The 12,470-nt window shown below is 65.0% G+C and carries 10 protein-coding genes; all 10 read left to right on the forward strand.

Annotated features, from left to right (window positions below; genetic code table 11):
• Positions 1-3 precede the first annotated feature (3 nt).
• From EJ072_RS26395 to murB, 10 genes are read left to right on the forward strand one after another with little or no spacing between them, the layout of a single operon-like run.
• Positions 4-399 carry a hypothetical protein gene (locus tag EJ072_RS26395; protein ID WP_126081989.1) on the forward strand — a complete coding sequence of 132 codons (396 nt, stop codon included), beginning with the start codon at positions 4-6 and terminating at the stop codon, positions 397-399.
• Positions 396-2,120: a penicillin-binding protein 2 gene (locus EJ072_RS26400; protein WP_126081990.1), complete on the forward strand. Its 1,725-nt coding sequence runs from the start codon at positions 396-398 to the stop codon at positions 2,118-2,120. Before EJ072_RS26395 ends, EJ072_RS26400 begins: the two co-directional genes overlap by 4 nt.
• Positions 2,121-2,174: 54 nt before the next feature.
• Entirely contained in the window at positions 2,175-3,629 is a 1,455-nt protein-coding gene (locus EJ072_RS26405) for a UDP-N-acetylmuramoyl-L-alanyl-D-glutamate--2,6-diaminopimelate ligase (protein WP_126081991.1), read from the forward strand.
• Positions 3,626-5,059 (forward strand): UDP-N-acetylmuramoylalanyl-D-glutamyl-2,6-diaminopimelate--D-alanyl-D-alanine ligase, encoded by a 1,434-nt coding sequence (locus EJ072_RS26410; RefSeq protein ID WP_126081992.1) that lies wholly within the window; start codon positions 3,626-3,628, stop codon positions 5,057-5,059. Before EJ072_RS26405 ends, EJ072_RS26410 begins: the two co-directional genes overlap by 4 nt.
• A 26-nt stretch (positions 5,060-5,085) precedes the next feature.
• Positions 5,086-6,168, forward strand: a complete 1,083-nt coding sequence (gene mraY / locus EJ072_RS26415; protein ID WP_126081993.1) for a phospho-N-acetylmuramoyl-pentapeptide-transferase — start codon at positions 5,086-5,088, stop codon at positions 6,166-6,168.
• 11 nt (positions 6,169-6,179) lie between these two features.
• A complete protein-coding gene (gene murD / locus EJ072_RS26420; protein ID WP_126081994.1) occupies positions 6,180-7,583 on the forward strand; it encodes a UDP-N-acetylmuramoyl-L-alanine--D-glutamate ligase in 1,404 nt (467 codons plus the stop codon).
• Positions 7,583-8,734, forward strand: a complete 1,152-nt coding sequence (gene ftsW / locus EJ072_RS26425; RefSeq protein ID WP_126081995.1) for a putative lipid II flippase FtsW — start codon at positions 7,583-7,585, stop codon at positions 8,732-8,734. The genes murD and ftsW overlap by 1 nt, the downstream gene beginning before the upstream one ends.
• 6 nt (positions 8,735-8,740) lie before the next feature.
• On the forward strand, positions 8,741-9,865 hold the full coding sequence (gene murG, locus EJ072_RS26430; RefSeq protein ID WP_126081996.1) for an undecaprenyldiphospho-muramoylpentapeptide beta-N-acetylglucosaminyltransferase: 1,125 nt from the start codon (positions 8,741-8,743) through the stop codon (positions 9,863-9,865).
• Positions 9,862-11,268 (forward strand): UDP-N-acetylmuramate--L-alanine ligase, encoded by a 1,407-nt coding sequence (gene murC, locus EJ072_RS26435; protein WP_126081997.1) that lies wholly within the window; start codon positions 9,862-9,864, stop codon positions 11,266-11,268. Before murG ends, murC begins: the two co-directional genes overlap by 4 nt.
• Positions 11,265-12,230: a UDP-N-acetylmuramate dehydrogenase gene (gene murB / locus EJ072_RS26440; RefSeq protein WP_126081998.1), complete on the forward strand. Its 966-nt coding sequence runs from the start codon at positions 11,265-11,267 to the stop codon at positions 12,228-12,230. The genes murC and murB overlap by 4 nt, the downstream gene beginning before the upstream one ends.
• Positions 12,231-12,470: the final 240 nt, after the last annotated feature.

The following is a 12,470-nucleotide window of genomic DNA, read 5'->3' on the forward strand; positions in this document are numbered from 1 at the left end:
CACGTGTTTCGTACCAGCGACATAGTCCTGATCGCCGTCATGGTCTCGGCCGCGGCCCTGACCTACAAGACCAAGCGCGAGGCCGAGGAGCAACTGGCGTCCGTGCAGAAGATCCAGGCGCAGATCCGCTACGAGGAAGACACGATCGATCTTCTCAAGGCGGATTGGAGCCTGCTTACCCAGCCGTCGCGGCTGCAGAAGCTTGCCGACGTCTACAAGAGCCAGCTGGGCCTCGAACCGGTCGGCGCACGCCAGATCGGTGGCCTTGACGACATTCCGGTGAAACCGCTGACCATCGAGGACCTTTCCTCTCAGCGGCTTGGCGGCATGGCCGACAGTTCCGGCAATGGACCTGGGGACGACAAGGACCCCGTCGTCACGGGGAGCACGGTGCAATGATCAGCGGGCTTCCAAGGATCGGCGACCTGCTGAAACGCCGGAAGAAGACCGTCGAGGACGGCTCAATCGTCGTCGACGCCGCGCGCAAGGCAACGGGCGGCAAGGCCAGGACCCGCATCGTCATGACGATGGCGGTGTTCTTCACCCTCTATTCCACGATTGCCGGCAGGCTTGTCTATCTCGGCCTGCAGAATCCGGACCTGTCCGACGGCCCGCAGAGCAGGGTCACCGCGTCGCGTCCCGATATCGTCGACCGCAACGGCGAAGTGCTGGCGACCGACATCAAGACCGCGTCGCTGTTTGCCGAGCCGCGGCGCATCGTCGATGCCGACGAAGCGATCGAGAAATTGTCGACCGTGCTGCCGGAGATCGACTACGAGCAGACCTACCGCAAGCTCAAGAGCGGCGCCGGCTTCGTCTGGCTGCAGCGCCAGCTGACGCCGAAGCAGCAGGCCGACATCATGGCGCTGGGCGTTCCCGGCCTCGGCTTCCGCACCGAAAAGCGCCGCTTCTATCCGAGCGGCGAGACCTCGTCCTATATCGTCGGCCTGACCAATATCGACAACCAGGGCATCTCCGGCATGGAGAAGTATATCGACGAGCAGGGGCTGAGCGACCTGCAGGCGTCGGGCCTTGCCATAGCCAAGGACCTCAAGCCGGTCAGGCTTTCGATTGATCTGCGCGTCCAGCATGTGGTGCGCGACGAGATCGCCGCCGGGCTGGAGCGCTATCGCGCCATGGGCGCCGGCGCCGTCGTGCTGAACATCAAGACGGGCGAAGTGATGGCGATGGCCTCGGTGCCGGACTTCGACCCGAACAATCCGTACAATGCCCAGGACAAGGACCGGCTGAACCGCATGTCGGCGGGCCTCTACGAGATGGGCTCGACCTTCAAGAGCTTCACCTCGGCGATGGCGCTCGATTCCGGCAAGGCGACGATGAACAGCCGCTTCGACGCGTCGCATCCGATCCGGGTCGGCCATCAGGCCATTCACGATTTCCACGGCAAGAACCGCGTGCTGTCGCTGCCGGAGGTGTTCCTCTATTCGTCCAACATCGGCTCGGCCAGGGAGGCAGAGCTTGTCGGCATCGAGGGGCACCGCGAATTCCTGCACCGCCTCGGCATTCTCGACAGGATGCAGACCGAGCTGCCGGAGGTCGCGCGCCCGACCGAGCCCAAGGTCTGGAAACAGGTCAACTCGTTCACCATCGCCTTCGGCCATGGCGTGTCGACGACGCCGCTGCAAGCCGCCGTCGGCTGCGCGGCGCTGATGCAGGGCTATCTGATCCAGCCGACATTCCTGGTCCGCAGCGAACAGGAGGCGATGGCGGTGGCCAAGAAAGTGGTCAGCGACAAGACGGTCGAAGGCATGCGCTATCTCTATACGCTCAATGCCGAGAAGGGCTCGGCCAGGAACGCCAGGGCCCCCGGCTACCGGGTTGGCGGCAAGACCGGAACGGCCGAGAAGGTCATCAACGGCCGCTACTCCAAGGAGTTGAATTTCAACACCTTCGTCGCCGCCTTCCCGATGGACGATCCGCAATTTCTGGTGTTCACGATCGCCGACGCTCCGCATCCGGAAAAGCCCGGGATGACGGACGTCGCCGCCAACAATGCTGGGGTTATCGCCGGCAATATTATCAGGCGCTCGGCGGCCATGCTTGGCGTGAAGCCAGATTTCAGCCATGAAAATGGTGCAACGCTGGTTTCCTATCAGTGATTCTTGGGGCGCGCCGGCAACTGCGCGCTATTTTGTTGCAGTGAACGGGACTCAATGCATCTAAAAGATCTAGCCGGTATCCTGCCTGTCGAGGGAACAGCTTCCCGCGATCTGGAGGTTACCGGACTTTCCTCCGATTCCCGCGCGGTCAAGACCGGCGTCGTCTTCTTTGCGCTTGCCGGCAGCAAGGCCGATGGCTCTGCCTATGCCGCCGATGCCGCCAGCCGGGGTGCCGCCGCAATCGTCACAGGCAAGGGCGCGGCGGTTTCCGGCCTGTCGATCCCGGTTCTTGCCGTCGATGATCCGCGCCATGCGCTGGCGCTCGCCGCCGCCCGCTTCTTCGGCCGCCAGCCTGAGAACATGGTCGCCGTCACCGGCACCGCCGGCAAGACATCCGTCGCCGCCTTCACCCGCCAGATCTGGGAGCAGGCTGGCTTTGCCGCCGCCTCGATCGGCACGACCGGTGTGGTGGCGCCCGGCCGCAACGAATATGGCTCGCTGACCACGCCCGACCCGGTGGCGCTGCACCGGTTGCTCAAGGAACTGGCGGATGCCGGCGTGACCCATGCCTCGATGGAAGCCTCGAGCCACGGCCTCGACCAGCGTCGTCTCGACGGCGTGAAGCTCGCGGCCGGCGCCTTCACCAATCTCGGTCGCGACCACATGGACTACCATCCGACGGTCGATGATTATCACCGCGCCAAGCTGCGCCTGTTCGACACGCTGCTGCCGAAGGGCGCGCCCGCGATCGTCTTTGCCGACGACCCGTGGTCGGAGCCGACGATCAAAGCCGCAAAGGCGGCGGGTCTCAATGTCCTGACCGTCGGCCGCCATGGCGATTTCCTGACGCTGAAGCGGGTGGAGCATGAGCGCCATCGCCAGCGCGCCGAGGTCGTGGCCGACGCCGTGCTCTACGAGATCGACCTGCCTTTGGCCGGCGATTTCCAGATCGCCAACGCGCTGGTCTCGGCGGGGCTTGCCATCGCGACTGGAACGCCGGTGGATAAAGCTTTGGCCGCCCTGGAAAAATTGAAGGGTGCGCCTGGCCGGCTCGACCTCGTCGGCGCCACCGCCGCTGGCGCTCCTGTCTATGTCGACTATGCCCACAAGCCCGACGCGCTGGAGAACGTGCTGACCTCGGTCCGACCTTTCACCACGGGCCGCGTCATCGTGGTGTTCGGCTGCGGCGGTGACCGCGATCGGGGAAAAAGGCCGATCATGGGCGAGATCGCGACGCGGCTCGCCGACATCGTCATCGTCACCGACGACAATCCGCGCACGGAAGTGCCCGAGACCATCCGCGCGGCCATCCTCGCCGCGGCGCCCGGCGCCATCGAGATCGGCGACCGCCGCAAGGCGATCCATGAGGCGGTGGCGATGCTGCGCGCCGGCGATACGCTTATCGTCGCCGGCAAGGGGCATGAGGAAGGCCAGACCATCGGCGCTCAGACCTTCCACTTCTCCGACCACGAGGAAGTGCGCGATGCGCTGAAGGAGCGCGCCGCATGAACCTGCTGTGGACGTCGGAAGCGCTGGTCGAAGCCATGGAAGGCAGGCCCATCGGCTCGCTGCCGGAGGGCATCACCGGTATTTCGATCGACAGCCGCAGCCTGGAGCCGGGAAACGCCTTCTTCGCCATCAAGGGCGAGGCGATGGACGGCCATGATTTCGCGACAGCCGCGGTCAAGGCCGGAGCGGCCGTGCTGGTCGTCGCCGAGGGCAAGCTGCCCTCGCTCGGCCGGCTGACGGCGCCGATGATCGTCGTGCAGGACGTGCTTGCGGCCCTTGAGAAGCTCGGTGTGGCGGCCCGCGCCCGCTCGAAGGCCCGGATCATCGCGGTCACCGGCTCGGCCGGCAAGACAACCACCAAAGAAGCGCTGCGCCATGTGCTGTCGGCGGTCGGCAAGGTGCACGCCTCGGCGCAGTCGTTCAACAATCATTGGGGCGTGCCGCTGACGCTGGCGCGTATGCCGCAGGACTGCGACTTCGCGATCTTCGAGATCGGCATGAACCATTCCGGCGAGATCAGGCCGCTGGTCAGGATGGTCAGGCCGCATGTCGCCATCGTGACGATGATTGCCGCCGCCCATCTCGGCTTCTTCAAGAATCTGGACGAGATCGCCAGGGCGAAGGCGGAGATCTTCGAGGGCTTGGAGCCCGACGGCGCCGCGCTGCTCAATCGTGACGACCAGCGCTGGAAGCTGCTTGAGAAGATGGCGAAGGAGGCCGGCGTCGAGCACGTCTTCGGCTTCGGCGAGAATGCCCGTTCAACCTTCCGGCTGACCGGCTGCGAGCTCTACGCCGATCACTCAGACATCACCGCCAAAATCGGCAAGCAGGATGTTGCAGCGCGTGTCGGGGCTCCCGGTCGCCACATGGTGCAGAATGTATTGGCCGTGCTGGGTGCTGCCAAGCTCGTCGGCGCCGATCTCGACAAGGTTGCGGCGGCGCTTGCCGACCTGTCGCCCGAACGCGGGCGTGGCCGGCGCCATGTCCTGCGCCATCCAAATGGACCGATCACGCTGATCGACGAGAGCTACAACGCCAATCCGGCGTCGATGGCGGCGGCGATGGCGCTGCTCAACGCTACGCCCGTCTCGGGGGAGGGCCGGCGCATCGCGGTGCTGGGTGACATGCTGGAGCTTGGCGGCCATTCGGCGAAGCTCCATGCGGCGCTGGCCGAACTGATCGTCGGCACAGGCACGCGCAATGTCTTTCTCGGCGGGCCGGAAATGCAGGCGCTGGCCGAGGTTTTGCCGGCCGATGTCCAGACCGAGCACCGGGCAGGCGTCGAGGAACTGAAGCCGATCGTGATCGCTGCGCTCAGGCCCGGCGACGTGGTGATGGTCAAATCGTCGAAAGGCATCGGCTTTTCAAAGCTGGTCGAGGCATTGCTCGGCAAATTTCCGGCGGAAGCCACAAACATTGAACCGACTTGAGGTCGGCTCCGGGGGACGGAAGGACCATGTTCACACTGCTCGTCGATTTCGCGGACAAGATCTCGTTCTTCAACGTCTTCCGCTACATCACCTTCCGCACCGGCGGCGCGCTGATCACCTCGGCGCTGATCGTCTTCATCTTCGGGCCGACGATCATCAATTCGCTGCGCCTGCGGCAAGGCAAGGGCCAGCCGATCCGCGCCGACGGCCCGCAGACGCATTTCAAGAAGGCTGGAACACCGACCATGGGCGGGCTGATGACCCTGTCCGGCATCATCGGCTCGTCGCTCTTATGGGCGAATCTATCCTCGATCTATGTCTGGGTTGTGCTGCTGGTCACCGTCGGCTTCGGCTCGATCGGCTTCTACGACGACTATCTCAAGGTCACCAAGCAGTCGCATCTGGGCTTCTCCGGCAAGGCGAGGCTGGCGATCGAATTCGTCATCGCGGCCATCGCCGCCTGGGTGATCATGCATAATGGCCAGGCGCCTTTCTCGTCGTCCCTGACCTTCCCTTTCGCCAAGGAGTTCCTGATCAACCTCGGCTGGTTCTTCGTGCCGTTCTCCTGCTTCGTCATCGTCGGCGCCGGCAATGCGGTCAATCTGACCGACGGTCTCGACGGCCTGGCGATCGTGCCGATCATGATCGCGGCGGCGTCTTTCGGCGTCATCGCCTATCTCTCGGGCAACGCGGTCTTCGCCGAATATCTGCAGATCCATTTCGTTCCCGGCACCGGCGAGCTCGCCGTCGTGCTCGGCGCGGTGATCGGCGCCGGCCTCGGCTTCCTCTGGTTCAATGCCCCGCCGGCCGCGATCTTCATGGGCGACACCGGCTCGCTGGCGATGGGCGGCCTGATCGGCACCATCGCCGTCGCCACCAAGCACGAGATCGTGCTGGTCATTGTCGGCGGCCTGTTCGTGGTCGAGATCTTCTCGGTCATCATCCAGGTCGGCTATTTCAAGATGACCGGCAAGCGCGTCTTCCTGATGGCGCCGATCCATCACCATTTCGAAAAGCTCGGCTGGACCGAAAGCCAGGTGGTGATCCGCTTCTGGATCATCGCCGTCATCCTGGCGCTGGTCGGCCTCTCCACCCTCAAGCTCAGATAGGACCAGCCCGCTTGATCCCCGCCGCTTCCTTCTCAGGCAAACGCGTTTCGCTCTTCGGGCTCGGCGGCTCGGGGATTGCCACCGCGCATGCGCTGATCGCGGGCGGTGCCGAGGTGCTGGCCTGGGACGACAATCCTGAAAGTGTCGCCAAGGCAGCGGCCGCGGGCATCGCGACGGGCGATCTGCGCGCCGCCGATTGGCCGCGCTTCGCCGCCTTCGTGCTGTCGCCAGGGGTGCCGCTGACGCATCCGAAGCCGCATTGGACGGTGGAGCTGGCGCGCGGCGCCGGCGTCGAGGTGATCGGCGATATCGAGCTGTTCTGCCGCGAGCGCATCGCCCGCGCGCCGGCGGCACCCTTCATCGCGATCACCGGCACCAACGGCAAATCGACGACGACGGCGCTGACGGCGCATATATTGAAGTCGGCGGGACGCGACACGCAGATGGGCGGTAATATCGGCCGCGCCATCATGACGCTCGATCCGCCCGAACCGAAGCGGCACTATGTGGTGGAGTGCTCCTCCTACCAGATCGACCTCGCGCCCTCGATCAACCCCACCGCCGGCATCCTGCTCAACCTGACGCCCGATCATCTCGACCGGCACGGCACGATGGCGCATTACGCCTCGATCAAGGAAAGGCTGGTCGCCGGCTCAGACACCGCGATCGTCGGCGTCGACGATTCCTGGGGCGCCCAGATCGCCGACCGGCTGGAGCGGGCAGGGCGGCAGGTCACCCGCATTTCCAAGCGCCTGCCTTTGACCGACGGCTATTTCGCCGACGGCACCAATCTGATGGAAGCCGTGCATGGCCGCTACAGCCGCGTCGCCTTCCTCGAGGGCATCGGCTCGCTGCGTGGCCAGCATAATGCGCAGAATGCGCTGGCCGCCGTCGTTGCCTGCCTCAAGGTCGGGCTCGAGCTCGGCGAAATCCAGGCAGGGCTCGAAAGCTTTCCCGGGCTGGCGCACCGCATGGAACAGGTCGGCCGCAAGGGCCATGTGCTGTTCGTCAACGATTCCAAGGCGACCAATGCCGACGCGGCTGCTCCCGCGCTGTCAAGCTTCCCCAGCCGCATCTACTGGATTGCCGGCGGCCTGCCCAAGGAAGGCGGCATCGAGCCGTTGCGCGGCTTCTTCCCGCGCATCGCCAAGGCCTATCTGATCGGCGAGGCGGCGCCCGCCTTCGCGGCGACGCTCGGCGAAGCCGTGCCCTACGAGATATCGGGAACGCTGGCGGCGGCGGTCGAGCATGCCGCCCATGACGCGGCGAGCGACGCCGGCGGCGAGGCCGTGGTGCTGCTTTCGCCGGCCTGCGCCAGTTTCGACCAGTTCAAGAATTTCGAAGTTCGCGGCGAAGCCTTCAGGCAAGCTGCGACTGCTATTGATGGTGTCAAACCCATCGGAGGGCCACTTTGATGCAAAGCCGTCTCGACAAAAGTCCTGTCGCCACCTGGTGGTGGACCATCGATCGCTGGTTCCTGGCGGCGTTCCTGTCGCTGATGGGACTGGGTATCGTGTTGTCCTTTGCCGCCAGCCCAGCGGTGGCCGAACGCATCGGCCTCAGCAGCTTTCACTTCGCCACCAGGCAGATCATCTTCACCATCCCGGCGCTCGCCGTGATGCTGGCGGTCTCCTTCCTGCAGGCGAGGCAGATAAGGCGCATGTCGCTGGTGCTGATCTGTGTCATGCTGGTGCTGATGGTGGCAGTGCTCTACGTCGGTGTCGAGGTGAAGGGCGCGCGGCGTTGGGTGTCGCTGGCCGGCCTGTCCATCCAGCCGTCCGAGTTCCTGAAGCCGGCCTTCGTCATCATCTGCGCCTGGCTGTTTGCCGAGCATAAGCGCCAGCTCGACATCCCCGGCAATCTGTTCGCCCTCCTGCTTCTGGTCCTCGTGGTTTCTCTTCTGGTCGCCCAGCCCGATCTTGGCCAGACCATGCTGGTCACCGGCACCTGGGGCGTTATGTTCTTCATGGCCGGCCTGCCGTGGCTGTGGATCATAGCCCTCGGCATCACCGGTGCGAGTGGCCTGTTCGCCGCTTATACGGTGTTCCCGCACGTTGCCTTGCGCATCAACAAGTTCCTGACCGGCGAGGGCGATACGTTTCAGGTCGATATGGGCCGCGAGGCGCTGATTAACGGCAGCTGGTTCGGCGTTGGGCCGGGTGAGGGAACCGTCAAGCGCATTGTTCCGGATGCTCATACCGACTTCGTGTTCTCGGTCGCGGGCGAGGAATTCGGCCTGATCATGTGCTTCTTCATCATGTCGATCTTCGCCTTCATCGTGCTGCGCGGCCTGAGCATCGCGCTCAAGGAGCATGACGATTTCACCCGCTACGCGGTGGGCGGTCTCGTCACCATCTTCGGCTTGCAGTCGGCAATCAACATGTGCGTCAACCTGCAGCTGATGCCCGCCAAGGGCATGACGCTGCCCTTCATCTCCTATGGCGGCTCCTCGCAGATCGCCATCGCCGTCTCGATGGGCATGGTGCTGGCATTGACGCGCAAGCGTCCGGAAAAGCGCAAGCAGATGGGCTTCGTCCTCGCGCAGCGCGCAATCCCGGCGGAATGAGGCGGGATGGCGAAGGGAGTCATCCTGCTTGCAGCCGGCGGAACGGGCGGACACCTGTTTCCGGCCGAGGCGCTCGCGCATGAGCTGATCGAACGCGGCTGGAAGGTGCATCTTGCCACCGACCGGCGCGCCGAGCGCTATTCCGGACAGTTTCCCGCCGCCGACATCCATGCGGTCCCGTCGGCGACGCTGGGCTCGAAAAATCCGGTCGCCGTGGTCTCGGCGTTCTGGAAGATCTGGCAGGGCGTGCGCGAAGCAAGCCGGATCATCGCCCGGATCAAGCCGGAGGCGGTCGTCGGCTTCGGCGGCTATCCGACGCTGCCGCCGCTCTATGCGGCGACAAGGCGCAAGGTGCCGACGCTGATCCACGAGCAGAACGCCGTCATGGGTCGTGCCAACAAGGCGCTTGCCGGCCGCGTCGACGCGATTGCCGGCGGCTTCCTGCCGGAAGGCGCGAGCGCCGACGGCGCAAAGACGGTGACCACCGGCAATCCGGTGAGGCCGCAGGTGCTCGAGGCAGCGAAGACGCCCTATGCGGCATCGAACGAAGGCGAGCCGTTCCGCCTGCTGGTGTTCGGCGGCAGCCAGGGCGCGCAGTTCTTTTCCGATGCGGTTCCGGCGGCGGTCGCGCTGTTGCCGCAAGACCTGCGCAAGCGCCTGGTGATCACGCAGCAGGCGCGCGCGGAGGATGTGGCGCGGGTGAAGGCGGCTTATGCCGAGCTCGGCGTCGACGTCCAGGTCTCGCCCTTCTTTACCGACATGGCGGCGCGCATGGCGGCGGCGCATCTGGTGATGTCGCGCTCCGGCGCCTCCACGGTTTCGGAGATCGCGGTCATCGGCCGGCCGGCGCTGCTGGTTCCTTATCCGCACGCGCTCGACCACGATCAGGCGGCGAATGCCGCGGCCCTTGCCGCAGCCGGCGGCGCCGAGCTCCATCCGCAGTCGACGCTGTCGGCCGAACGGATTGCGCAGCTGATCGGCGGGCTGATGCAGGACCCGGACCGGCTGGCGGCCATGGCCGCCGCAGCCCGTTCGGCCGGGAAACCGAACGCGGCGCGGTTGCTCGCCGATCTGACAGAGGCTATTGCGTCCGGCAAAACGGTTTCGGACTATAGGAGGACGCGCGCATGAAGATGCCGCAGACGATCGGCCTTGTGCATTTCATCGGCATCGGCGGCATCGGCATGAGTGGCATCGCCGAGGTGCTGCACAATCTCGGCTATAAGGTGCAGGGTTCCGACCAGGCCGACGGCGCCAATGTGCAGCGGTTGCGCGACAAGGGCATCGAATGCTTCGTCGGCCACAAGGCCGAGAATCTCGGCGATGCCGAAGTCGTCGTCGTTTCGACCGCGATCAAGAAATCCAACCCGGAACTGAGGGCTGCGCGGGAGAAGTTGCTTCCGATCGTGCGCCGGGCCGAGATGCTGGCCGAATTGATGCGCTTTCGCCAGGCGGTCGCCATCGGCGGCACGCATGGCAAGACGACGACCACCTCGATGGTGGCGACGCTGCTCGAGGCCGGCGGGCTCGATCCGACCGTCATCAACGGCGGCATCATCAACGCCTACGGCACCAATGCGCGCATGGGCGACGGCGAGTGGATGGTGGTCGAGGCGGATGAGAGCGACGGCACCTTCCTGAAACTGCCGGCCGACATCGCCGTCGTCACCAATATCGATCCTGAGCATCTCGACCATTATGGCAGCTTCGACAAGGTGCGCGAGGCCTTCCGCCAGTTCGTCGAGAACGTGCCGTTCTACGGCTTCGGCGTGATGTGCACCGATCATCCGGAGGTGCAGGCGCTGGTCGGCCGCATCGAGGACCGCCGCGTCATCACCTATGGCGAGAACGCGCAGGCCGATGTTCGCTTCACCAACCATCGCATGCTGGGCGCGATCTCGGAGTTCGACGTCTTGATCCGCGACCGCAAGGGGCGCGGCACCGCGACGATAACCGGCCTGCGCCTGCCTATGCCCGGCAAGCACAACGTCTCCAACGCGACGGCGGCGATCGCGGTCGCGCACGAGCTCGGCCTGTCGGATGACGCGATCAAGAAAGGTCTGTCGTCCTTCGCCGGCGTCAAGCGGCGCTTCACACACACCGGCTCGTGGAACGGTGTCGAGGTGTTCGACGATTACGGCCATCATCCGGTGGAGATCGCGGCAGTGCTGAAGGCTGCGCGCAGCGCCACCAAAGGGCGCGTGATTGCCATCGCGCAACCGCATCGCTTCACCAGGCTGCACGATCTGTTCAACGAATTCTCCGTCTGCTTCAACGACGCGGATACGGTGATGGTCGCGCCGGTCTATGCGGCAGGCGAGGAGCCTATCGAAGGCGTGACCTCGGATGCGCTGGTTGCGCGCATCCGTTCTGGCGGCCATCGCGACGCGCGCTATATCGATGGCCCGGCGGCGATCGCCCCAGCCATTCGCGAGCTCGCCAAGCCCGGCGATTTCGTCGTCTTCCTCGGCGCCGGCAACATAACGCAATGGGCTTACGCGCTGCCCAAGGAACTTGGCGGGACGCCCTCATGATGCGCGGCCAGGATCTCATCGACAAGCTCGGCGACAAGCTTTCGGGCCTGCGCGGCCGCATCACGCCGAACGCCGAGATGGACAAGATCACCTGGTTCCGCGCCGGCGGCCTGGCGGAGGCGCTGTTCCAGCCGGCCGACGAGGAAGATCTCGCCGCCTTCCTGCGCGCCGTGCCGGAAGAGGTGCCGGTCATGGTGGTCGGCGTCGGCTCGAATCTCCTGGTGCGCGACGGCGGCATTCCCGGTTTCGTCGTCAGGCTCTCGGCCAAGGGCTTTGGCGAGGCCGAGGCCACCGGACCGACCACGATCAAGGCGGGTGCTGCAACCCCTGACAAGCGTGTCGCCGCCGTGGCGTGTGAAGCCGGCATCGGCGGCTTCCATTTCTACCATGGCATCCCCGGCGCCATTGGCGGCGCGCTCAGGATGAATGCGGGCGCCAACGGTGTGGAGACGCGGGAGCGCGTGGTGGAGGTGACGGCGCTGGATCGCAAGGGCAATCTCCACACGCTCAGCAATGCCGATATGGGTTATGCCTACCGCCACTCGTCCGCGCCCGCCGGACTGATCTTCACCTCAGCCATCTTCGAAGGGTTTCCGGAAGACAAGGCGGCGATCAAGGCGGCGATGGATGCCGTGCAGAACCATCGCGATACGGTGCAGCCGATCCGCGAGAAAACCGGCGGCTCTACCTTCAAGAATCCGGAAGGCACCTCGGCCTGGAAGGAGATCGACAAGGCCGGCTGCCGCGGGCTGATGATCGGCGGCGCGCAGATGTCGCCGATGCATTGCAACTTCATGATCAACACCGGCACCGCGACCGGCTATGACCTCGAATATCTTGGCGAGACGGTGCGCGCGCGCGTGCTCGAGAATTCCGGCATCCGGCTGCACTGGGAGATCAAGCGCCTCGGCAATTTCCGGCCCGGTCATGAGGTGCAGGAGTTTCTCGGGCAACTCCTTTGAGGTGCGTTGATATTCAGGTGAGGCCGGCCTGCAAACGGCGGCTTCCTGCGCGTACTTTAGTACGCTCCGCTCCGGTTCTCGGATGCCACCTTGTTTGGTCGCTTCGCGCCCGTCTTCGACTCCGGCTCGGCCTGACCTGAATCTCAACGCACCTCAGCGAACTCGTTAAGTTCAAGTACTACTTGAACTTCGGTGCTTCGCGGCGGCCTCAACCGTTGCTGCAAAGACTCAACAACACAC

Origin of the sequence: Mesorhizobium sp. M2A.F.Ca.ET.046.03.2.1 (genome assembly GCF_003952425.1) — a bacterium.
Classification (GTDB): Bacteria; Pseudomonadota; Alphaproteobacteria; order Rhizobiales; family Rhizobiaceae; genus Mesorhizobium.